The sequence below is a fragment of the Paenibacillus algorifonticola genome (assembly GCF_000971975.1).
Lineage (GTDB): Bacteria > Bacillota > Bacilli > Paenibacillales > Paenibacillaceae > Pristimantibacillus > Pristimantibacillus algorifonticola.
Map to the genome: position 1 here is coordinate 88,871 of NZ_LAQO01000019.1, position 23,552 is coordinate 112,422.

Genomic DNA, 23,552 nt, shown 5'->3' on the forward strand with positions numbered 1-23,552 from the left:
TCCACAGCTCCTTCATTTCACAGGATGTCTTCGTCGTTATTTTGCAGACGTTCCTATATATTTGTTAATGATTTCATCGTATTTGCCGCTTTCCTTCAGCTTCTTGATGCCATCATTGATTTTTTGCAGCAGTTCCTCGTTGTCTTTGCTAACTGCGATTCCGTACTGGTCGCCTGTAAGCCTTTCGCCAACGATTTTCAGATTAGCGTTTGAATCAACCGCCAGCTTGTAGGAGATAACCGGGTAATCTTCAATGGTAGCATCGGCATTTTTGTTGACAACCTCTTGGAACATCGCTGGGCTACTGTCAAAATAATTAAGGGTTATGCCGTATTCTTTTGCTAATTCCTCGGCTTTTTTAGAGCCAGCTGTCCCTTTTTTAATCGCAATGACTTTGCCCTTCAAATCCTCTGGCTTCGTAATCGAGTCATTATCCGAATGGACGACTAGCGATAAACCTGCTTCAAAATACGTATCGGACAGGTTCACAACCTGCTTGCGCTCCTCAGTAATGCTGATTCCGGCAATGGCAGCGTCAAGCTGATTAGCAGAAATGGCTGGGATAATGCCCTTGAAGTTCATCGGCTTCAAATCAACCTTAAAGCCTTCCAGCTCGCCAATAGCGTTGATCAAATCGATGTCGATGCCGACATATTTGCCGTCCTGCTCGTATTCAAATGGCGGGAACGTAGCATCTGTTCCAATGGTATACGTTACAACCTCATTCGATGTACCCGTGCCTTCGGAGGCGGCTGGTGCATTTCCGTTGCTGCTGCCGCAAGCGCTAAGGGTAAGAGCAAGCAGGCCGGTAATTAAAAGTGATCCGATTTTCTTCATAAATGAAAACCCCATTTCCATTAATGTTAGACTTATTAACCTTCTGCCACCTATTTTAATAATCCGACTATATAAAATAATAAAATCCGACACAAAATAATGTCGGAGAAATTTGTAAGCGTTTTACATTTACAATTTCGTCATCATTCCTGTCAGATAAGGTTACGCCGTCGGTGGAAGTTATTTGTTAAAAAGAAAAATAGGCGCCAATTTCGCTTGAAGCTTAGTATAGCCAAGCGTTATTGACATATATGAAGCATATAGTGTATATATACTATATATACATTAAACAGCTAAGCATGGTGATGCAAATGAACATTATTTTATCCAACGCTTCGAATGATCCGATCTATGTACAAATCACCCAGCAAATTCGCAGCCTCATTTTGAATGGGACGCTTAGTTCAGGAGAACCCCTGCCTTCCATTAGGCAGCTTGCTAAGGATTTGCAGATCAGCGTCATTACAACGAAGCGGGCTTATGAGGAATTGGAGAAGGAAGGGCTTATTGACTCTGTTGTTGGCAAAGGCTCATTCGTAACAGGCATTAACGCTGATTTTGTTAGGGAGCAGCGGATGAAGCGGCTGGAGCAGCAGATGCTGGCAGTCATTAAGGAGGGGAAGGCATTACGCCTGAGTCTGGTTGAAATTCAGCAGCATATCCAGCTGCTTTATGAGGAAGGAGACATGGACACATGAATGACATTATTAAGCTGAACAACGTATCCAAGCAGTATAAATTGTTCAGTATCGAGCCCCTGTCCTGTACGTTCAAGCAGGGGTACATAACCGGGCTGATTGGCCCGAATGGAGCAGGCAAAACAACATTAATTAAAATGATTATGGGCATTACCCGGCCGGGAACAGGGGAAATCACTATTTTCGGACAGTCCCAAAGCTTGCAGGAGGCCGAGATTAAGCAGCAAATCGGCTTTGTATCCGATGAGTGCCATTATTACGAGCATTTATCGATCCAGTCGATGAAAAATATTATTGCCCCGTTTTATAAAAAATGGGACGATAATGCTTTTTCCCGGTTGCTCGATCGCTTTGAGCTGTCGCCCAAAATGAAAATACGCAGTCTTTCCAAGGGGATGAAAATGAAGCTGGGTCTAGCCTTCGCGCTATCTCATCATGCGGACCTGCTCATTATGGATGAGCCGACAGCGGGACTTGATCCTGTTTTCCGGCGCGAGCTGCTGGATTTACTGGCTGAAATCATGCTCGATGAACGGAAATCAATCGTATTTTCGACCCATATTACGACCGATCTGGACCGTATTGCTGATTATATTGCTTTTCTGCATCACGGCAGACTGGTCTTTAATGAGTCCAAGGAGCAAATTCAGGAGCGGTATGTGCTGGTGAAAGGGCCATTAAGCTTGCTTGAGGCTCCAAGTGTCAACGCAGTGTTTATCGGTGTTCGCGAATCGCTAGTTGGATTTGAAGGGCTGACAGACAGGGGACATGAAATAGCTGCCATAGTGGGAACCAGCGCGCAGCTTAGCCGGCCTACGCTGGAGGATATTATGTATTTCACTGCTAGGGGAGGAAAAAGTCATGCTGCTGCTATTACGTAAGGATCTATTTATTTTGCGCTATTACTTTTTACTTGTGCTGTTGTATGTGTATTTATTCGGTTTCTTGCTGTTTAACAACACTTCTTTTATTTTTGTGGCGGCACTTTCAGCTATTATGCTCATGACCATTTCCGCTAACCTAGATAGCAAAAATAAAAGCATGATCGTCATTGCTAGCCTGCCTGTCAGCAGCAAATCGATCGTGCAGGCGAAATATGCAGCTGTGCTATTATTTGCCCTTATAGGGATCTTCGTCAGTGTTCTCGTATACATCCTCAATTCATTAATAGTAGGAAGGGAAATGGCGTATGCGTCCTCTTATGTTCCAATTATTTTATTGATTATTGCTTGTTATGCTTCCCTTTATTATCCCATTTATTATTGGCTTGGTTTTAGGGCAAGTCAGGTAGTCAGCATTATTACCGTATCTATTCCTTTGGTTTTTATTGTTACTTTGTCTTCCGCAATCACGGATATTCTAAGCTTTTCTGCGGCAGTGAATGCAGCCTTTCTAGCGGCAAGCTGCTTGCTGCTAATCGTTTCCTATCGGCTTTCCATTTTCTTTTTGGAGAGAAAAGGGTTAGCCTGACCGCGTTCGCCTATTTGATTTTTTCCATCGCTTCCATAAAAAACACTTGAAGAAACTTCTTAATGTTGACCTTGCCTTTATCGGGCGTGGCTTCCTCGTCCATCATTTTCATCTTGAGCCGGACATCCTTGAAATCAAAATAAAGCGGGGCATAATGCTCAAACTTGGGATTGCTGTAATCCGTCAGCCCGATTGAGGCGATATTGGTTAGCGCGGTCATGACGGCGCGGCGCATCCGCTGCTCAATTGCTTTGCTTTCCTTGTCAATGTCGCTTTGGCTTTGCTTGCTGGCGCGCGCGACTGCCTCATACAATCCCTTTAAAGGCGGGAAAGCAGCGGGCTGCTGCTGCGCGGCCAAATATTCGACAGCGGCGATCATATCGCGGCTGCCCGCTTCACTAATAATGCCCATATCCATTAAAATGTGGCGTGCGGCTTCGCGGATGCTGCGCTCCTGTGCGGCTGGCGGGCGCTCTATCATATCGAGCTTGGCTAGCGACTGCTTCATTTCCGTTACATAACGCTCATATTTCCAGCTTTCATTCATCTTATGTAGGACAGCTTGTACTTCAACGCGATTGATGGGCTTATGGATGAAAAATTCAATGCCGCTGCGATAAGCTTTTCCAACCATATCTTTGTTATCGATTTGCGAGATCATAATAAACTTGCCGCCGTAGCGGATGGCCCGGAGCTGGTCGATCGTCGTAATGCCGTCCTGATCGGGCATGAGCATGTCGATCAGCACAACATCGGGCTTTAGCTCATCGATCAGCATCACAGCCTCGACTCCTCCTCCAGCTGTACCCAATACTTCGCCTAAACCAGATTGTTCAATAATATTGTGCAGCATACGCCTACTGACTGCATCATCATCTACGATTACGAAGCTAATGGACATGGAGTGCCTCCTTCAAGTTTGGCGTTGTATCCGGTTTGTTTAGCGCAGCAAGCGACAGCTCTACGATAAAAGCGGTGCCCGGCCCATCATTCAGCTGCTCTGCGCGAATCGAGCCCTCAAATGAAGAAATAATATCACGCACATGCGACAATCCGATGCCTGTAGCCGCGATTCCAGTTTGATCAAATTTAGTGGTGAAGCCCGGCTCGAACACGAGCGCGAGTTCCTCTGGCGGTATGCCTTTGCCGGAATCGGCAACGATCATGATTAGCTTGCCGCCATGCTGGCTGATTTCAATGTCAATGGAGCCGCTGGCTTCAATGGCTTCAACGGCATTTGCCGCCAAATTGTTCAGAATAGTGAGCAGCGCAATGTAATGTGGCGTAATTAGATCAAGCGCTACCCGCTGCTGAAAAGCAACCTTCTTCCCCAGCATTTCGCTGTATTCCGCATTGCCTTTCCATACATAATGCACGACCTCGACGAGGCTCATCTGGGTAAGCGTCTCATTATTGAACAGCTTCAGCAGCCCGGCGAGAATACGCTGTGTATCTTTTTTAACCTCATGGATTTGCTGGGTGACGACGAGGGCTTGCTTGGCAAGCTGAGGCTGCTCCTGCCGCAGCTTGTCGTACAGATCAAAGCTGCTGGCCGTAATGCCTTCAATATTATCCATCGATTTCCGCAGGTAGAACGCTTCCCCATACAAGCTGGAACCGACATTCAGCATTTGCTCCATACGTTTCTCTTGCTCGGCATGAAGCATTTTGAACTGCTGGATGGCGATGCTGTTGTACAGCCCGATGACAAAGTAGCTGCGAATAACCGCCGTAATGAGAAGCAGGGCCAGTTCATTGAAGTGATAGGGTGCTGTGCCCAGAAAAATATTTCGAAACACAAGCTCCAGTAAATTGGAGGAGAAATCCACGAGTGTAACGAGTGCGCCCAGCGCCAGCGGCTGAATTTCCTTGGAGCGTCCCAGCAGCTTGCCGAGACACCAGGCAAAGAAGGTATAGTAGAGGGCGGCGGGAGCATTATTTTGCAGGCTCGCTAAAATCGAAGTGGAATGAGTGTAGATCAGCCACTCCACGGATTGGAAAATGACAGCGGCAATGCCGGCCAGAAAGCCCGTTTTTACAAACGAGAGATGGCGAAATTGCAGCAGGAAAAATAAAAAGATGCTGACGCCGAGTCCAATGCGGTAAAAATCCCCGCTGAACGGAGTGATTCTGAATTCGGCTCCGATAGCTGTTGCGAGCGCGATGCCGACCATTTGTATTTTTTCATTGCGAAATAAAGAATACATGCTGCTCGCTCCGCTCCTAAATGGCGATCTTTGATGATATATACCCTAACATAAAAAAAGGCATTTTTGAATAGCGTGGTTGCGGCCCTGAAAGTGAATGTAAACGAAGAATGCTGTAATTTGTATTGTTTAAGTTTGAAAAAGTGTGTTATTATTAAAACGAACATTTTCAAACCTATTCAGGTGCGCCTGACCATTTTATTTTATTATCCTTGAGGAGGAACAATTAATATGGAAATTCGCCACACAACTAACCCAACTGATGTAAAGCAATATACGACGGAGCGCCTTCGTCAGGAGTTTTTGATCGAAAGCCTGTTTGAGCAGGATCGCCTTACTTCGGTTTACACGCACTATGACCGTATGGTTGTTGGCGGCGCGTTCCCTGTGAACGAGAAGCTGGCACTGGAAGCGGGAGATACGCTGAAAACCGAATATTTTCTGGAGCGTCGCGAGATTGGCTTCTTGAACATTGGCGGCGATGCCGTTATTACCGTTGATGGCGAGACATACGAGCTTAGCCGTCTTGATGTTTTATATGTAGGTAAAGGCAAGCGCGATGTTCAACTGGCAAGCAAGGACAAAGCCAATCCAACGAAGCTGTATTTCTGTTCGGCGCTGGCACATGCAGAATATCCGACTCGCAAAATGACGATGGAAGAAGCGAATCCAACTCACCTCGGTTCCCTGGAAACGTCCAACGAGCGCGTATTGTACAAGTATATCCATGGCGATGGCATTCAAAGCTGTCAATTAATGCTGGGCGTAACGAGCCTCAAAACAGGAAGCGTTTGGAACACGATGCCTTCACACGTACATGACCGCCGCATGGAAGCTTATCTCTACTTCGATGTGAATCAGGATGCACGCGTATTCCATATGATGGGTGAGCCTTCGGAGACGAGACATCTGGTCGTTGCCAATGAGCAGGCGATTATTTCGCCGCCATGGTCGATCCATTCGGGCGTAGGCACAAGCAACTATACGTTCTGCTGGTCGATGGCAGGAGAAAACTACACGTTCACGGATATGGATGCTGTGAAAATGGAAGAGCTTAAGTAACATGCTTGCCGCTGAACGTCATCGACAAATTATTATTCAGCTGGAGGAGAAGGGCAGCGTCAAAGTATCCGAGCTGAGCGAGCGTTTCAAGGTGACGGAAAAGACGGTACGCGAGGATTTGGAAAAGCTGGAGGAGAAGGGACTGCTGAAGCGCATGCATGGCGGAGCGGTGCTCCCTCCAGATGATGAGAGCTTGTTCCCTTTGCAATATCCGAACAGCAAGCATCAACAAGAGAAGGCGGCAATCGCCGAGCAGGCGTTAACCCATATTGCTGAAAATGATATTATCGCGCTGGATGCGGGCAGCACAACGCTGGAAATCGCGAGGCGGCTGAAAAACATGCCGCTGACCGTGCTTACGAACGATCTGCTCATTATTCGCGAGCTGACGGCGAAGGAGCAGATCCGCCTCGTTATTCCCGGCGGCTATCGTTTTCAAAATCTGCTCATTGGTACAGACTGGCAGGAGTGGGTCAAGCGGCTGAATGTTCACAAGCTGTTTTTATCGACGACAGGTATCCACCTGGAGTACGGACTGACGATTTTCACCGAGGAGCTTGCCAAGCTAAAGCAGGTATATATGGAATGCTCCCGCGATATTTATTGCGTAGCCGACCACAGCAAATTCGACAAGGGCGCGCTTCTTACGTTCGCCGCTTTGAAGGATGTCCATACGATTATTACCGATTCGCACATTGATCCGGCTGTCGCTGCCAAATACGAGCAGCAGGGCGTGCGTATTGAAAAGGCCTGATTTTGAAGGATAGATAAGGATGGTGTGAAGATGAGCTTTTTCGATTTGACAGGAAAAACAGCGATTGTGACAGGTGCCGGACGTGGTCTGGGCGCGGCGATTGCTGTAGGCTTGGCGAGAGCGGGAGCAGATATTGCGCTGGTTACGAACAGCACGCCTCCTGCAGATGTAGAGAAGGAAATTCAGGCGCTTGGCCGCAAAACGGTATCGATCCAAGCCGACGTATCTGATCGCAGCCTGCTGCCGGGCATTATTGACCAAACGTTGGCGGGACTTGGCCGCTTGGATATTTTGGTTAATAACGCGGGTATTATCCGCCGCACGCCTGCCGCTGATCACAGCTTTGAGGATTGGCAGGCTGTGCTCGACGTTAATCTAAACTCGGTCTATGTGCTAAGCCAGCTGGCTGGCCGCCATATGATCGAACAGGGCTCAGGCAAAATCATTAACATCGCGTCGATGCTTTCCTTCCAGGGCGGCATTAATGTACCGGGCTACACAGCAAGCAAGCATGCGGTTGCTGGTCTGACCAAGGCGCTTGGCAACGAGTGGGCTTCGAAAAATGTACAGGTGAACGCGATTGCTCCGGGCTACATGAGCACGGACAACACCGAGGCGCTTCGCGAGGACCCAGTTCGCAGCAAGCAAATTCTCGACCGTATTCCTGCCGCTCGCTGGGGCGAATCCGAAGACATGATGGGGCCGGCGATTTTCCTCGCCTCCGCCGCATCGAACTACATGAACGGCCACGTCCTCTGTGTAGATGGCGGATGGATGAACCGCTAGTCTTCGTATTTTAGACTAAAAAAGTAACCGCCAAGGTGGCTCCTCTTATGGGGCCGTTGTTGGCGGTTACTTATTTTTAATAGGCTTTTATGTATGACTATTTTTTTCGAGAACTTATTCAACATCATAACAGAGCGTAAAGAAACAGTCTATACTTTTGGTGAAATTTGTAATAAATTTGGGGTACCGGCAAAAAAGAAGAATGGAGTGTTGTTCCGTGGCTTTATTTTGCCATCTCAAGCTTGATGATTTGCAGGAGTATATGGGGAAGGTTTTTGGCATCGATTATGTAGTTGCAAATGTATCCAAAATGCATGGTGGTGCACAAAAAGTAGTTTACAAAATAGACTGCACCAATCGTTTTTCCTGCATTTTATATGTATGGGATCTTACCATGAATTTTTTTCAAGAGGAAATAGCTAACGAAGCGATAACTGACCGATCTTATGGCAGTGATTTATTTGAAATGAACAATCGATATTTAAGGGAACATGGCATTCAGACCCCTGCTCTTTATGATTTGAATAAGGAAAGAAGCCGTTACAATTTTGATTACGCCCTCGTGGAATACGTAAATGGACATAAGGCGGAAGTATATTTTCACCACTCCGATACAACCGTTCAAGACCGATTATTTGAGAGGGTCGGACATATGCTTACTGGGATGCACGCCAACGAAAGACATAGCTACGGAAAGCCAAATCAAGTCGGAAATCATTCGGGGAGCTGTCATTTATTACAATTGGAAAATGCGAAAGTGCAGTTATCCTATGCTTCCAATCACATTGAAAGCATCAAAAAAAATGAATGCAGGCTGCTTGAAAAATTGCATGAGCTTGAATCCCGAATTAAGCCTAGAAGTCGTTATGGATTTATACATGGGGAGCTAGGTCCAGATCATATATTGGTCACTGACCAGTTAGAACCTTATTTAATCGATATCGAAGGAGCTGAATTCTTTGATATTGAGCACGAACACAGTTTTTTAGAGCTGCGTTTTGGGGAGTTTTACCGCTATTTAAAAAACGATAATCTCGACCATAACCGAATGTTATTTTATCGGTTTCATCATCATATCGCTTTAACCTCGGGTGGCTTGAAGCTGCTTCATCGAGGATTTCCGGATCAGCTATTTGCTAAAGGGCTCGCAGATTATCATTACAGACGGACATTGCAGTTTATAGAAGGCTGAAATTGCAGGCTCATAATTATTATGGGGAACCGTACCATAAATGCTAGCAATGGTTCATTTTGAAACGTTACAGCTATGTTCAAAATCAGTACTAACAGTTAGTGGTTTTTGTGATATGATAGTACTAATGTTCAAATGGTATAATCGCTCCTTTTTTGAATTTACAGTTCTTCAAAAAGGGTGTCTCAAATGAAGTTGGAAATTCCTTTCACCCCTGAGAACATCTGTTTTCTACTCTCAGGCTGATTTTTGCTGTTGAAATTGCTTTTTTTTCAAGTTGTTTGAGAGTAAAGCTTATTGGGGATGATCGGATATCCAAAACTGAGGGTACGACGTTGGGGCGATAATATTGTAACATGTTCCCTATTCTTGTGAATGATATGTAAAGGCTTTATAATAGTAAATATCTTAATACATTAATGATCGTGATGCACTTTGACCAGGTTATAAGTGAACCAGAAAAGGTGTTTGGCTAGGTCGTATGTCAGCTTAAGCAGGCAGGAGAGCCTACATCTTTTCTTCAAATAATAGCGTGTAAGGACGGTAGAAATGAGCAACAGACAAACCAAAACAGACGTTATCTTAATTGGTGCCGGTATCATGAGTGCGACTTTGGGGTCACTGCTGAAGGAATTAGTACCGGACTGGGAAATTACAGTAATTGAGCGGCTCGCAAGCGCAGGAGAAGAAAGCTCTAACGAATGGAATAATGCAGGAACGGGGCATTCTTCACTGTGCGAGCTTAACTACACCGTCGAAAAACCGGACGGTCTCGTAGATATTAGCAAAGCTATAAAAGTGAATGAAGAGTATCAGGTTTCCAAGCAGTTCTGGTCCTATCTTGTAGAAAGCAAGCTAATCCGTAATCCGCGGGACTTTATTACGCCATTGCCTCATATGAGCTTAGTACAAGGGGAAAAAGATGTAACCTTTTTGAAAAAACGTTTTGAAGCGTTGTCTAACAACCCTCTATTTCAAGGAATGGAATTTTCCGAAGACCCAGGAAAACTGCTAGAATGGATTCCGCTGATTATGAAGGATCGGACCTTGAATGGGCCTATAGCGGCAACAAGAATTGAATCCGGTACGGATGTCAACTTTGGCGCTTTAACGCGCATGTTGTTTGCCCACTTAAAGAGTAAAAACGTCGAAATCAAATACAAGCATAATGTTGATGATATTAAACGTGCGAGCGATGGATCATGGGAATTAAAAGTACGGAATGTAGATAACGGTGCCATCGAACGCCGTACTGCAAAATTCGTCTTTATCGGAGGCGGAGGCGGAAGCCTGCATTTGCTGCAAAAATCCGGCATTCCTGAAGGAAAAGGCATTGGCGGCTTCCCGGTAAGCGGCATTTTTATGGTGTGTCAGAAGCCGGAAATTGTAGCGCAGCATCATGCAAAAGTATACGGCCAAGCTCCAGTTGGTGCTCCACCAATGTCGGTTCCGCATCTTGACACCAGATTTATCGACAAGAAGGAATCGTTGTTTTTTGGACCGTTTGCCGGCTTCTCGCCAAAGTTTTTGAAAAACGGATCAATGATGGATTTGCTAGCTTCCGTAAAAACGGATAATTTGGTCACCATGATGGCGGCAGGTGTGAAAAATATGTCATTGACCCAATATCTGATTAAGGAAGTTATGCAATCGAAAGAACAGCGCATGGAAGCTTTACGCCAATTTGTCCCGAACGCCAAAAGCGAGGATTGGGAGTTGGTGATAGCAGGCCAGCGTGTGCAGGTGATTAAAGATACGGCTGCTGGCAAAGGAACGCTTCAATTTGGTACGGAAGTCATTAATGCTGCTGATGGCTCGATCGCTGCCTTGCTTGGCGCTTCGCCGGGTGCCTCTACCGCCGTTTCCGTCATGCTCGAGCTGATGGAAAAATGCTTCCCGCAGCATATAAAGGCGTGGGAACCGAAAATAAAAGAAATGATTCCTTCTTATGGTGTGCCGCTTTTGAAAAATCCAGAGCTTATCCGCGAAATTCATACTTCAACAGCGCGGACGCTTGAGCTAAACAGTGAACGGGACCCAGTCAAGCAGGCATCTTACTGAAACCCACGAGACTAAGGGCCGTTTAGCATTACCAGTAATATAATAGGGTAGATCATAAAGGAATGGCGTCCGGAAATCCGGGCGCTTTTTATTTTTGGGGCCTTCGTATTGAGTTGCCATAATATCCTCCTTCAAAGTGATATTATGATTATAAAATGATTGATACCATTCGCGTCGCCGAAAATCAGGTATCCATTTTTTGAAAATCAACACTTTTGCCCTCATTTGTTCGTTAAAAAAGATTACCATACAAAACGGTAATAAACCGTTGCTAAACATACAAAAGCGCTTTCATTTGCCGATTGAGAACGCTCTAAATCCTCCTTATACTAAAGTTGTCAAATAGAAAGGATGATTAGAATGGGTAGATTGACAGGGAAAGTAGCCATTATTACAGGAGCGGCAAGCGGCATGGGGCTTGCTGGAGCGCAATTATTTGCCAAAGAGGGCGCAAAGGTAGTCGCAACGGATGTAGTCGAGGAAGCGTTGCAGGCTAAAGTGAGCGAGATCGTGGAAAATGGCGGAGATGCAATTGCACTGAAGCTGGATGTATCCAGTCCAGAATCGTGGAACGCGGTTGTGGAAGCAACGATTGCCAAATACGGAAAAATCGATATTCTCGTTAACAATGCAGGCATTCATATCGCCAAGGGCATTTTGGAAGCCGAGCTGGCGGATTGGGATAAAGTGATGTCGATTAACAGCTCAGGCGTATGGCTCGGCATGAAGGCAGTTATCCCTCATATGCAAAAAAATGGACGAGGCTCGATTGTGAATACGTCGTCCATTGCAGCGATTATCGGCGGCATTGCTGATGCGCAGGGCGCGGCATACAGTGCATCGAAAGGTTCTGTACGCTCGCTTACCAAGCATGCGGCGCAGTGGTTTGCCAAAGATAATATTCGTGTCAATTCCGTTCATCCCGGAGCGGTGTTTACTGGTATGGTCGAGAAAGCGGGCATTAAATCTCAGGTTGAAATGGGCGAGCATTACAAAAGCCTGGCTCCTTTGCCTCCACATGCCGGCGAATCGCTGGATATTGCCTATGCTTACTTGTATTTGGCATCGGACGAATCCAAATTCGTAACAGGTGTTGAGCTGCCTGTCGACGGCGGCTGGATCAGCAACTAATAAGTCATCTTGCTAAAAGAGCTTCTGGCGATAGCGTGGCCACTGAAAAGGTCCATTTGGATTAGGAAAGGTACAACCACTCATGAAAAATGAGAAGGTTGTACTTTTTTTGTATGATAGATAGACAGACGGACAGATTACGATAATCAAACGGATGCTACGGGATTGGAGTAAGTATCTCGAAAAGCATGTACGGCACAGTTTATGAGAATTGCCGAAGGTCGCAGCAATAGAGCGGCAGCAGCCTCGTGATTTATATCGATTAAATATCAAGCTTCATACTTCCGAGCGCTTTTACGATTTCTGGGTCGCGGTGCGAGAAGAATAGGCTATTTTCTGTTAAGGCGCCCAGGACTGGATTTGTCATCCAAGACTTAATTAAAGCAGGGAAGATCAGGCATTGGGGCCTTTCTAAAGCAGGTGTAGTAACTATTCGACGCGCACATGCAATTCAGCCGCTTGCCGCAATTCAAAGTGAATACTCCATGATGTGGAGAAGCCCTGAAGAAGAACTCTTGCCCTTCTTGGAAGAAATGGGAATCGGTTTTGTTCCATTTGCCCCGCTGGGGAAGGGCTTTCTTACTGGAACGATTGATAAAAATACATCGTTTGGCAGTGACGATTTCCGAAGCAAGCAACCTCGCTTCCAACCGGAGAAAATCGAAGCAAATCAGGTAGTAGTGGAACTGATTAAAAAGATTGCCGCAGAAAAGAATGCAACGATGGCTCAAATCGCAATCACTTGGGTGCTTGACCAAAAGCCATGGATTGTACCAATACCTGGGATGCGCAGGTTGGAACGACTAGAGGAAAATATAGGGGCATTGGACGTGAAGCTGACCACTGCAGAACTCATTTATTTGAACGAAGTGCTCTCGAAAATCAAGATTTTGGGAGAACGTTATCCTGCTGGATCTGATTATTCACGAAGAGTAAACAAATAGCGATTGGAAGTAGAGCGATTGATGATTTGTGAAAGAGGGAAACGGATTGAGTCCAAAAATGTTATTCAGGCTGGTCATTGATGTGACGATGACCGCTCTTATGTTAGTGGCCATGGCTTATCACATTACCGGTATTCTAGTCCAGAACGCTGAATTATGAATAAATACTGGAAGGAATGAAACGGATAATGAAAATTCTAATTCTTGGAGCTGCGGGTCAAATTTCTCATCTTGTTATCGAGAAGATCTTAAAAGAAACGAATCATTCGTTAGTATTGTTCGCCCGTCATGGATCAAAACGAATCAAAATTTCAGATGCTAGCAGAGAACAAATAATGGACGGAGATTATACCGACATCAATCTTGTTAAGAAGGCCCTTGAAGGGGGGGATGCTGTATATCTTAACGATGTAAATTCCCTTGTAGGCGTTAAAGCAGTTGTAGAAGCAATGGAGGCTTGCAATGTAAACATTTTAATTGCGGCGTCTATTTTAGGGATTTATGGCGAGGTACCAGGAGCATTTGGCAAATGGAACGAACGCATGGTGGGCACTGCGGGTATTAGTCGCCAACGTCATGCTGCAGACATCATTGAGAATTCCAGCTTAGACTACACGATTCTTCGTTTAACTTGGCTTTATAATCAGACAGGCAATGAAGCCTATCACCTAACTCAGAAAGGAGAACCTTTTGTAGGTGCCCAAGTTACGAGAGAAGCTGTGGCGCAACTAATTGTCGATGTCATCGAAACCCCTGCTGATTATGCAAAGACTAGTATCGGTGTCAGTGAGCCCAATACGAATTGGTCGAAACCATCATTTTATTAAACCATTTGTCGGGGGAATGCAAGGGTCAGCCATAGGAGTGCGGATTCCTCAATCCCCTTATTACACAAGACGGTCGCAAGAAAAAGGACGAATTCCAGTTCAATAAGGCGGCGGAGATGTATGTGCAAGGCAGGCCTTATGCTTGGCTGAGATTCGAACGGTAAACTTCATGAGCGCGGTTTAATCGCGTAAATTCTAATAACTGTTCCGCCATATACGAAGAGCTATATTTAAAGTTGCTCTGCACCCATTCGGTAATTAGGCCGAGGACTGCATTTGCCTGATAACAGGCAAGCAGCTCTTTATCGATTTTCGGGTTTGGAGACATTTCGGTAACATCATCCAAATACAGCCTTTTGAGCGTTTCGTAAACGGTGTTACGGAAATTCGCCAATATACTCGTTGTCACCAATAAGGTATAAACAGTAGCATTGGCAAGCACGTGATCAAAAATTTTAATAGCTGAAGCATTCAAGCTCTGGATGTTGAAATTTTGATAATGCAGATACGGAGAACGGTAGGATTGGATAAGATCAGTCATCACATCGGCCAAAATATCTTCAAGCAGCTCTTCTTTTAACGCATAATGTTTATAAAAAGTGCCACGATTCAAATCGGCAGATTTCACGATATCTGTAATGGAAATATCCTCGAACGATTTATGCAGCATGTTTTCGAGCAGGGCATGCTTTAGAGCTGCTTTCGATTTGTGGACTCTTCGATCTATGGATGGCAATGAATTGAGCATAAATATCCTCCCTTTTGTAAATGGAACATTAAAGAAATTGTCTGGGCGTTTCCGTTTTCTCGCTTTTTAATAAAGACTGATCATTATCCAGCTTAAAATCGATGAATTGTAAAATGCGCTGAAGGTCAGAAATTTGAGCGGTAATTTTTTGTCTGTATTCTTGAAACGTAGCCTTCAATTCGGGCACAGCGCTTATATTTTCCTTAAAAGGAAGCTGAATATAGGCTTTCATTTCCTCTAAAGGCATTCCCGTCTTTTTCAGACAAGTAATTAACTCCATCACCTCAATATCCTCTAAGTCAAATAGGCGATGACCGTTATCTTTTCTTTTGATCGGCGGGAGAAGTCCAATTTTTTCATAATAACGGATGGCATCCTCGGTTAACCCGATTTTTTGCGACACCTGCTTGATGGAGAAGCTCTCTAACACGTCGTCACCCGCTTTCAATTAGACGAACAAAAACTTGGAAGTACCCGTAATCGGGTACTTTGATTGATTATAACACTCCTTCACATACCCTAGCAGCTTACCGTGCTCCAAATTCTTTTTTATAAATCATATTAACTTTATGAAGGACGTTGTGGCTTTGAGTAGTGAACTTGAGCGCTGTATCTTTGCCTTTATGAAGGAAGATGCCCGTCTTTTGCGTAAAATCCCCGAATGCCGCGTCATACAAACGGGAAGCGCCAACGCTTGGATGGGAGAAAAATAGATTCCGTATCAAGATCAAATATGCTGGCATCCCTGAATTTTTGGTCATCGTTGTTTTATTGCCTCCGGGACAGACACTGCGAATCTGGATGCCCTCTGCTAATAAGGAAGGGGCGATTTCTTTCGTCCACAGTGAAAGGGCTAGCTTGCTGGCACCGTAGGGGCCGACAATCTTTTTAAATTGGGTAGGTTTATCCAAAGTATTGGAATCAAACTTCTTGAGAAATAATAAAGAATTGGAGGACGTGTTGACGATGGTTTTCATCGTTCCCTTCAGTAAAAGCTCCTTGAGCTCCATGAAGATGATATAAGGCACCAACGTATTCACTTCAAAATGCATTTCGCGTTGTTGCTTCGTATATTTCATCTCACCTAAAGAGACTCCAGCGTTATTGAAAAGTACCTCGATATGCTCTTCGTTTTTCTTAATTTGATCCAGTGTTTGTTTAAGGCTTGCAAAATCAGACAAATCTGCTCTATATATTCTCAACTGTTTAGTTTTCAAAGCTTCTAGAATCAGTGGCTCCTCATTTGGGAAGCCGGAACGAATCAGGGCAATGGCTTCCCAGCCTTCGGACAGCATTCGCTTCGTCAATTCAAACCCTACACCTGAATTAGCACCTGTTATAAGTGCGACTTTATTATGATTTACTGTCATGTCAATCTCTCCTGACCTGTTCATTGATTTGATCAGTACCATGCTACAACCTAGTGTTAACACCAAGTCAAGCGTGGAAGTTTATCTTTTTTCGGAAAGAATATGGTGTTACACTACATATGGGAGGCGAATGAAAAATGAACATAACCATCGACCAACTAGGCAGCTCTAAAGTTGCGGTTATAGAAAGCTCGGATGTGATTATCCGCGATGTTCAAGATGCTTTGGATTTAATGGCTTCTGTTAATTACAATTATGAATGTCATAAAATCATGCTTCAAAAAGCAAACCTAACGGAAGATTTCTTCGAGCTCAAAACGAGGCTAGCGGGCGAGATTTTACAGAAATATGTGAACTACAAGGTGAAGCTGGCCATCGTTGGAGATTTTGATACCTATGACAGCAAGAGCTTGAAGGATTTTATTTATGAATGCAATAACGGCAAGCAGGTATTATTTTTAAGAGACAAACAAGAGGCCGTTCACGCTTTGCACAATATTACTTAACGATACAATCCAAGAAGTCCAGCCATGCTTATCATTTGACAGATAAAAAATGCGCATGGTAAAATAATCCCAATCTATAGGAACGGGAGGGTTACGTGTGTTAAACTAATTTTTCGATTTTTGGCTCTGCACAAGGAATGGAATAGACGTGTTACGGCTATGTTCTGTGCGTAGTAATCGAAGAATAGTTTACCTCATGGTAACCTTATTTAGTGATATGCGAGTAGTGGTTGACGATGCGTCAGCCGCTGCTCCTATTCTCGATTACTGAAAGCACAGGCAGCTGGCCTGTGTTTTTTTATATTTTTAGTAATGGAGGAATTATAAAATGAGTGAACAACTGCTAAACCTTAACGGTGTTAAAATATGTACGGAAAGCTTTGGAGATCCCGCTGATCCCGCTATTTTGCTCATTATGGGAGCCCAAGCATCAATGGTGTGGTGGGAAGATGAATTTTGTCAGCGCCTTGCAGCTGCTGGACGTTTTGTTATTCGTTTTGATAACCGCGATGTTGGGCGTTCTACCGTATACGAGCTTGGCAAGCCGGGGTATACGTTTGAAGATATGGCTGATGATGCAGTTGGTATACTTGATGCTTACAGCATTAAGCAAGCGCATATCGTCGGGATGTCGATGGGAGGCATGCTAACGCAAATTCTCGCTCTGCGTCATCGCGAAAGAGTGCTTACCGTCTCGCTTATTGCAACATCCAATTTTGCCGAGGGTCTTCCTCCAATGGAAGAGAAGGTGGCGCAATTTTTCGCTAATTCTGAAGAGATCGACTGGTCTAATGATGAAGCTGTTATTGCTTTTGCAGTTAGTAAGTGGAAAGTTCTAGTGGGTTCAAAGCATCCGCTCGATGAGGATCGCGTATATCAGTTGGCTAAACAAGAGGTAGAAAGAAGCAGCAATATGGCGAATATCAACAATCATGGCGTGGTGACAGGCGATTTTTCCTATTTGGCTAGAACGGCTGAAATCGATGTCCCCGCGCTCATAATACATGGCACAGAGGACCCGATTATTCCTTATGAACATGGAATTTCACTTGCGAATACGATCCCGAGCAGCTTATTGCTTGCCCTTGAGGGCTCAGGACATGAAATTCATCACTGCGAATGGGATAAGGTTATTGATGCTATCATTAACCACACGTTATGTCGGAAATCATTATAAACGACGCTTAAGATGCGTTGGATTTAATGGCTACTGTAGGGTACAATAACGGATGTTATAAGATACTCATTTTTTTTACTGGACAAACAGACAGCTTTGAAAGCATGGCACAATATAATTTACCCCTATGAGAGCAGTGGGCGACGATTCGTCAGCCGCTGCTCTTATTTTCGGTTGGAGAGCATGATTCAGCACGATGCTATTTTTCAATGAGGCCACAACTGAACGACTATTTTGGCTGTTGAAAAGTATTTCGATTCAAGATGGGCTGTGCTACAATAGAATCACAAAGTAAACCGCTTAACCTGTGATTATTATGATAAATGGTAACGCTTACAATAATTTTACTCTTTGTAGGGGGCTGAATATGCTTAAGCTTAACAACTGGTACTTCCGGTTGCTTGTATCTTATTTTCCAATTTTGGTGCTTACCGTGTCAATGATCATTTTTCTATCGTTCATCGCGGTTAATGAAATATCGCGGTCCGAGACAGAAAAAGCAGACAACATCACCACCGGCTATGTGGTGGATAGCGTCGAACGCGCCATCCGCGGGGTGGAGTACAATGCGATGAATGAAGCCGTCAAAAATTCCAACTACGCGGGATTTTTAAACGGCTCGCTCGAAACGGGCGTGAGATACGGCGTCGTTCACAGCTTGCGTTCGCTTTTGGAGGGAAGCGACTTGCTCGAATCCATCTACCTGTACAGGGAATCTGACGATATGGTGCTGACGGAGAGCGGACAAACCGAGCTTGAGGAGTTCGGCGACCGTGATTTTATTCAGCAAGCGAAAGCAAAACGTGATTATCAAGGGTGGTCGGTCAGCCGTGAATATCGGGAATACGACCGACTGGAGCCGATTAGGGTAATTACGATGTATAAGCGGGCTCCTTTCCCATTTGGAAAAGAAGGTCTGCTTGTCATTAATGTGAATTTGTACGCGGTTGAGCAATTGATTGGCAGCATGACAAGCCGTCAGGTTTCATTCATGCGAATTACCGATACGGCCGATAACATAATTTTTCCTGTCATCAATGGCTCAGATGTGTCCGACGGTGGCAGTGTACTGACGACAATTGAGTCAGCCTCTTTAGGCTGGACGTTCGAGAGCGGTATTCAGGCGGGCCAATTGCTCGGTTGGGTATCGGTCGTTTCGTATGCATGGGTAATTATGGCGGTTCTTACTTTTGCAGCGGCAATTTTTTATATTATTTGGGTTACGCGCCGCAATTATAAGCCTATACGTCTAATGATGAATCGAATACAAGCGTTGCAGCTGCGGAGCGGCGACGGGGGAGCGGTTCTGACAGATGATCTGACGATGATTGACCGCGCGCTTGAAAATTTAATTGTTCAGTCGTTGGATCACGAAAAGAAGCAGCGTGAAAGCATGATGCTTCAGCGCAGGCAGCTTTTTAATGAGCTTATTAGCGGGGAGCAAAATGGGCAAACTAATGAGCGGATGCGCAAGCTGGATTTGCTGCCAAGCGCCGGACGGTATGCCGTTATGGTCGTGAGGCTGAACCGTTACAATGATTTTCAGTCCGAAAACACGCTTAACGAGCAAAATGTTCTGAAGTTTGCACTCGGTAATGTCATGCAAGAGCTGGCCCACAACGAAGGCTTGCAAGGCTGGGGAGAATGGCTGGCGCCGGATCTCATCGCCTTTGTGTTCGCGGTTGCGGATGACGATTCCCGAATGCTGGATCAGCTTCGCGCTTCTGCGGTCGTTGCGCGGCAATGGGTAGGGGAGCATTTGCGTTTTAGACTATCGATTGGGATTGGTTCGATCGTAAACGAATGGAGCCGAATCGGACAATCTTACCGCGATGCCCTAACCGGTATGGAATATCAGCTCTGTATCGGACGCGAAGCGATTACGTTCAGCGGTGATATTCCGCAGGGCAGACAATACGGTACGTTTAATTACATCCAAATGTGTACCGATTGTGTGCAGGAATTTAGGCTGACGAATGACAGCTGGCGCAATACGTTCGAGCAATTGTTCGAGCGACTAACCACGGATACGCTCAAAGATGAAGATATTCATTCGCTCATGGAGATATTTATGCAAATGCTGAGCCGTGAACTGAAGGATCTGTCGGAATCACTGAATGAATTTCTAGAAGGCGATCGAACATCTGCGCTGCTTGCCAAGCTAAAGGCAGCCTCGACTCTGGCAGAAATGAAGGAACTGCTGCTAGAATATTTGGCTGATCTATTCGATGCTTATGTGGCGATGAGTGAGACGAAAAGCTACAAAACGATGATAACCGATATGAGAGCCTACATTCAGGAAAACTTCGCCGATCCAGACCTGTCTCTCAATCATTTGAGCGACCGCTTTCAAATATCGGGCAAGTATGCCAGCTATCTGTTCAAGCTGGAGTACGATATGAAGTTTGTCGATTTTCTTGTACAGCTTCGAATACAGCAGGCTGAGCGTTTGCTGGCGAATACCGATGAGACCGTTCAAGGTATTGCTCTCCAAGTTGGCTACGCCAACTCAATCACCTTCGGACGGGTATTCAAACGGATAACCGGTGTGACCCCGGGCGAATTCCGAAAGCTCAAAATGCGCCCTTCTGTTTTGAACTAAGGTGAGTGAAGCAATAGTGTTGCAGTTCTTTCAAGCGCATGTATATGCGAATTAATGAGTGGCTTGTAGAAGCAGCAGTCCGAACAAGGAAGTTTGTTCGGACTGCTGCTCTATTTGTTTAGCCGGAATATTGTTTATCGTCGGAAATGGCTTTATGACGGGCTTTTTCGGCGTTAATGGAAAACGGTTTATGTCGGGAAAATGATCTATTCTATTGGTCAAAAGCCTTACTGGGCAAGGGTTCGGTGTAACGGTTTGCCGCTCCGAAACTGGTTTATTGTCAGCGCACTGCAAGCCGTGTCATACTGAGGCCAATTCCTAATCACGGTTTGCAAGCCACGATTGAAAGCGCGTTCAAATGTGCTTCATTCTTCGGTTCATAATCGAGTGCAGGAAGCAAATTAACGGAAAAGAAAGAGGGGTTGAATCAAATGATGAAAGTTGTGAAGGGGAAAAAGAAAGCCAGCGTTTTGCTAGCGCTTACGCTTGCAGGTACTATGCTGATTAGCGCATGCGGCAGCAACAATGAAACTGGAAACAAAGCAACAGGGGGCGAAGCGACCTCCGGTAAGCCAGTAACACTTAAGGTGGAAGTATTCGATCGGGGCAATTCTCCTTCTGGTTCGACGATTACAAATAACTATTTAACGAATTACGTGCAGGACAACTTCGGCAAGCCAAATAACATTGATGTTCAATTCGTACCGATTCCACGTTCGGAGGAAGTTCAGAAACTTAACGTTCTAATGGCGAGCGGAAGTGATGTTCCGGATATCGTATTCACATATGATTCAGGTACTTTTTACCGTTACGCTCAGCAAGGCGGTTTGACTGACCTTGGCGAGCTGCTCGATCAGCACGGTCCGAACCTCAAAAAATTCCTTGGCGAAGACACACTCGCTTATGGTAACTATCAAGGTCAGCAATTTGCACTGCCAGCGAAACGTGCGCATTTAGGGAAATATTCGTCTTTCGTCCGTCAAGACTGGCTCGACAAGCTAGGCCTGCCTGTGCCGCAAACGACAGATGAGCTTTACACGACTTTGAAAGCGTTTAAAGAAAAAGACCCGGGTCAAACTGGCGGCAAAGTTATTCCGCTCGGAATGGCGCTAGCATCTGCTCAATATGAGCCGCTTCTCTGGTCCTTCATTCAGCCTGTTACGGAAGAACAACGTTACACGCTGACGCAGCAGCTCGGATCAAATGACTTCCCGATCTTGCTGCCTGGCTTTAAAGACGGCTTGCAATTTATGAACAAGCTTTACAACGAAGGACTGATGAGCAAAGACTTCAGCCTTGATGAAGATAAGAAGAAGCTGAACGAAGATGCTGCTAAAGGCTTGGTCGGTTTCTTCAGCGAAGATGATATGAACCCATTCTATCCGGATGGCTTGTATTCGACGCTGCAAGCGAACATTCCAGACGCGAAGCTGTCCTCCGTTGATGTATACACGGATTCCGAGGGCAAGCATCCGAAGCCGGAATATGCGCCAGTTGGTCTGTACCTCATGGTTCCTAAAAGCAGCAAGAACGCGGTAGAGGCAATCAAGTACCTGGATTGGATGGCTTCGGAAAATAACCTGCTCAACATGCAAAATGGCGTAGAGGGCGAAAATTACACTCTGCAAGACGGCATCCCGGTAGCCAAAGCCGATGCTCCTGATGATGTGAAAAATCGTGTATACAACTGGGGTGACATGGCGATTATCTCCAACGGTAAACAGTTGGGTGATACGGACCGCAACGTAGAGGCTTATGTACTAGGTATGCCTGAGCAATTCCAAGAAGAGACTCGCAATGCGCTGACGATTTCTCGATCCGATACGATCAAGCCTGTCTTGTTCGACCATCCGATCGAAGCACAAGCCAAATATGGTTCGGCGCTGCGTGACAAGTTCAATGAAATTGTCGTTAAAGCAACGATGGTGAAGCCGGATCAATTCGAAAGCACATTCGAATCGATTATGAAGGATTATATGGCAAACGGCGGTCAAGCGATTTTGGATGAACGCACGAAAGCTTATGAGGCTATGAAATAAATAGAACGCCTGCATTAAGCAGCTCGGGGACGATGGATATTTCTAAAGTCCCGTCTCCGGGCTTAATCGTAAGCAGATAGGAGTGGATTATATTGAACACGCGCGTGTATTTACGCAGATACTGGCAATTATATATGCTGCTTATTTTACCGGTTGCCTATTTCTTAGTTTTTAAATACGGACCGATGTATGGCATCATTATCGCGTTTAAGGATTTTAACTTTTTCCAAGGTATTAATGGTTCTGAATGGATAGGGCTTGATGCTTTCAAGGAAGTATTCGCAATGTCGGACTTTTACAAGACGCTGCGCAATACGCTCATGCTTAACTTTTTGGACCTGCTCTTCTCATTCCCGGCTCCTTTGTTTCTGGCCATTATGCTGTATGAGCTCAAAACGGTTTGGTTTAAAAAGATTTCACAAACGATTTTGTACATTCCGCATTTCATTTCCTGGGTTATTATCGGGGGGATCGTCTACCAAGTGTTTGGTACCCAATCCGGTATGATTAACAATTTCGTAACTTCACTAGGCTTTGAAGCGATTCCTTTTCTTACGGACAAAAACGATTGGTTGATTACGTATTTGATCGTCGGCGTATGGCAAAGTGCCGGCTGGGGTACGATCATTTATTTGGCGGCTCTTACAGGTATCAATAGGGAGTTGTTCGAGGCGGCTGACGTCGACGGAGCGGGCAGACTGAGAAAAATTTGGAGCATTACGCTGCCATCTTTAAAGCCGACGATTGTTACGCTTCTCATTATTAATGTGGGCAATATGATCGCCATCGGATTTGAACGTCCTTATATTATCGGAAATACCGCTGTACGGGATTATTCGGACGTGCTCAGCACCTTCGTATACCGTATCGGCATTGAATCTGGACAATATACGCTTGCTACGGTCGTCGGCTTGTTCCAGGCAGTTGTTGGACTTGTGTTTGTATTAGGCGCCAACTACTTATCCAAAAAACTGGCAGACCAAAGCATTATTTAAAATATAAGAATTTATAAGTTTTACACGTATAAATAGGCTTATATTTCTCTGACTGAAACGCGCCGCACCGCCAAAGGACGGCGACAGCTGTTTCACCTTGATTATAAACTTTTATTTTGATGCAAATTGGAAAGGAGCGATAAGAC

At 45.2% G+C, this 23,552-nt stretch carries 22 protein-coding genes; 16 read left to right on the forward strand and 6 right to left on the reverse strand.

Features of this window, described 5'->3' with window-relative positions; all coding sequences use genetic code 11:
• Window positions 1-36: 36 nt before the first annotated feature.
• Window positions 37-837, reverse strand: coding sequence for a transporter substrate-binding domain-containing protein (locus WH37_RS23280; protein WP_046233100.1), 801 nt, complete (start codon window positions 835-837; stop codon window positions 37-39).
• Window positions 838-1,148: 311 nt separating this feature from the next.
• Here WH37_RS23280 and WH37_RS23285 point away from each other — a divergent pair, with 311 nt between their 5' ends.
• The 3 genes from WH37_RS23285 to WH37_RS23295 are packed head-to-tail and all read left to right on the forward strand — an operon-like array spanning window position 1,149 to window position 3,005.
• On the forward strand, window positions 1,149-1,535 hold the full coding sequence (locus tag WH37_RS23285; protein WP_046233101.1) for a GntR family transcriptional regulator: 387 nt from the start codon (window positions 1,149-1,151) through the stop codon (window positions 1,533-1,535).
• Window positions 1,532-2,416, forward strand: a complete 885-nt coding sequence (locus WH37_RS23290; protein ID WP_046233029.1) for an ABC transporter ATP-binding protein — start codon at window positions 1,532-1,534, stop codon at window positions 2,414-2,416. The genes WH37_RS23285 and WH37_RS23290 overlap by 4 nt, the downstream gene beginning before the upstream one ends.
• Window positions 2,397-3,005, forward strand: coding sequence for an ABC-2 transporter permease (locus tag WH37_RS23295; protein WP_046233030.1), 609 nt, complete (start codon window positions 2,397-2,399; stop codon window positions 3,003-3,005). Before WH37_RS23290 ends, WH37_RS23295 begins: the two co-directional genes overlap by 20 nt.
• 10 nt (window positions 3,006-3,015) lie before the next feature.
• Here the strand turns inward: WH37_RS23295 and WH37_RS23300 are convergent, their stop codons facing one another.
• Window positions 3,016-3,906 carry a response regulator gene (locus WH37_RS23300; RefSeq protein WP_052737159.1) on the reverse strand — a complete coding sequence of 297 codons (891 nt, stop codon included), beginning with the start codon at window positions 3,904-3,906 and terminating at the stop codon, window positions 3,016-3,018.
• Window positions 3,896-5,212, reverse strand: a complete 1,317-nt coding sequence (locus tag WH37_RS23305) for an ATP-binding protein (protein WP_046233031.1) — start codon at window positions 5,210-5,212, stop codon at window positions 3,896-3,898. Before WH37_RS23305 ends, WH37_RS23300 begins: the two co-directional genes overlap by 11 nt.
• A gap of 231 nt (window positions 5,213-5,443) precedes the next feature.
• Here WH37_RS23305 and kduI point away from each other — a divergent pair, with 231 nt between their 5' ends.
• The 8 genes from kduI to WH37_RS23345 all read left to right on the forward strand — a co-directional run bounded on the left by kduI (window position 5,444) and on the right by WH37_RS23345 (window position 13,969).
• Complete coding sequence (gene kduI / locus WH37_RS23310; RefSeq protein WP_046233032.1) at window positions 5,444-6,274, forward strand: 5-dehydro-4-deoxy-D-glucuronate isomerase; 831 nt, start codon at window positions 5,444-5,446, stop codon at window positions 6,272-6,274.
• A 1-nt stretch (window position 6,275) separates the two neighbouring features.
• Window positions 6,276-7,028 carry a DeoR/GlpR family DNA-binding transcription regulator gene (locus WH37_RS23315; RefSeq protein ID WP_046233033.1) on the forward strand — a complete coding sequence of 251 codons (753 nt, stop codon included), beginning with the start codon at window positions 6,276-6,278 and terminating at the stop codon, window positions 7,026-7,028.
• Window positions 7,029-7,058: 30 nt separating this feature from the next.
• Entirely contained in the window at window positions 7,059-7,814 is a 756-nt protein-coding gene (gene kduD, locus WH37_RS23320; protein ID WP_046233034.1) for a 2-dehydro-3-deoxy-D-gluconate 5-dehydrogenase KduD, read from the forward strand.
• A gap of 262 nt (window positions 7,815-8,076) precedes the next feature.
• On the forward strand, window positions 8,077-9,006 hold the full coding sequence (locus tag WH37_RS23325; protein ID WP_046233103.1) for a phosphotransferase: 930 nt from the start codon (window positions 8,077-8,079) through the stop codon (window positions 9,004-9,006).
• 549 nt (window positions 9,007-9,555) lie between these two features.
• The gene (locus tag WH37_RS23330) at window positions 9,556-11,067 is read left to right on the forward strand and encodes a malate:quinone oxidoreductase (protein ID WP_046233035.1); all 1,512 of its coding nucleotides are present in this window, start codon (window positions 9,556-9,558) and stop codon (window positions 11,065-11,067) included.
• Between the two features lie 360 nt (window positions 11,068-11,427).
• Entirely contained in the window at window positions 11,428-12,198 is a 771-nt protein-coding gene (locus WH37_RS23335; protein WP_046233036.1) for an SDR family NAD(P)-dependent oxidoreductase, read from the forward strand.
• 365 nt (window positions 12,199-12,563) lie between these two features.
• Window positions 12,564-13,142 (forward strand): aldo/keto reductase, encoded by a 579-nt coding sequence (locus WH37_RS23340; protein WP_269431343.1) that lies wholly within the window; start codon window positions 12,564-12,566, stop codon window positions 13,140-13,142.
• 188 nt (window positions 13,143-13,330) lie between these two features.
• Window positions 13,331-13,969 (forward strand): NAD(P)H-binding protein, encoded by a 639-nt coding sequence (locus tag WH37_RS23345; RefSeq protein WP_052737160.1) that lies wholly within the window; start codon window positions 13,331-13,333, stop codon window positions 13,967-13,969.
• Between the two features lie 136 nt (window positions 13,970-14,105).
• On the opposite strand, the gene WH37_RS23350 is transcribed toward WH37_RS23345, so the two are convergent.
• The 3 genes from WH37_RS23350 to WH37_RS23360 form a co-directional block, all read right to left on the reverse strand.
• The gene (locus WH37_RS23350; protein ID WP_046233038.1) at window positions 14,106-14,717 is read right to left on the reverse strand and encodes a TetR/AcrR family transcriptional regulator; all 612 of its coding nucleotides are present in this window, start codon (window positions 14,715-14,717) and stop codon (window positions 14,106-14,108) included.
• Window positions 14,718-14,745: 28 nt separating this feature from the next.
• Window positions 14,746-15,147, reverse strand: a complete 402-nt coding sequence (locus WH37_RS23355) for a MerR family transcriptional regulator (RefSeq protein ID WP_046233039.1) — start codon at window positions 15,145-15,147, stop codon at window positions 14,746-14,748.
• A gap of 97 nt (window positions 15,148-15,244) precedes the next feature.
• Entirely contained in the window at window positions 15,245-16,087 is an 843-nt protein-coding gene (locus tag WH37_RS23360; protein ID WP_143088590.1) for an SDR family NAD(P)-dependent oxidoreductase, read from the reverse strand.
• Window positions 16,088-16,224: 137 nt separating this feature from the next.
• Here WH37_RS23360 and WH37_RS23365 point away from each other — a divergent pair, with 137 nt between their 5' ends.
• The 5 genes from WH37_RS23365 to WH37_RS23385 all read left to right on the forward strand — a co-directional run bounded on the left by WH37_RS23365 (window position 16,225) and on the right by WH37_RS23385 (window position 23,406).
• Window positions 16,225-16,593 carry a DUF4180 domain-containing protein gene (locus tag WH37_RS23365; RefSeq protein ID WP_046233040.1) on the forward strand — a complete coding sequence of 123 codons (369 nt, stop codon included), beginning with the start codon at window positions 16,225-16,227 and terminating at the stop codon, window positions 16,591-16,593.
• Window positions 16,594-16,921: 328 nt separating this feature from the next.
• Window positions 16,922-17,770: an alpha/beta fold macrolide esterase gene (gene mle / locus WH37_RS23370; protein ID WP_046233041.1), complete on the forward strand. Its 849-nt coding sequence runs from the start codon at window positions 16,922-16,924 to the stop codon at window positions 17,768-17,770.
• Between the two features lie 367 nt (window positions 17,771-18,137).
• On the forward strand, window positions 18,138-20,372 hold the full coding sequence (locus WH37_RS23375) for a helix-turn-helix domain-containing protein (protein ID WP_046233042.1): 2,235 nt from the start codon (window positions 18,138-18,140) through the stop codon (window positions 20,370-20,372).
• 434 nt (window positions 20,373-20,806) lie between these two features.
• The gene (locus WH37_RS23380) at window positions 20,807-22,411 is read left to right on the forward strand and encodes an extracellular solute-binding protein (RefSeq protein ID WP_414812231.1); all 1,605 of its coding nucleotides are present in this window, start codon (window positions 20,807-20,809) and stop codon (window positions 22,409-22,411) included.
• Window positions 22,412-22,545: 134 nt separating this feature from the next.
• A complete protein-coding gene (locus tag WH37_RS23385; RefSeq protein ID WP_046233106.1) occupies window positions 22,546-23,406 on the forward strand; it encodes an ABC transporter permease in 861 nt (286 codons plus the stop codon).
• The last annotated feature ends 146 nt before the right edge of the window (window positions 23,407-23,552 follow it).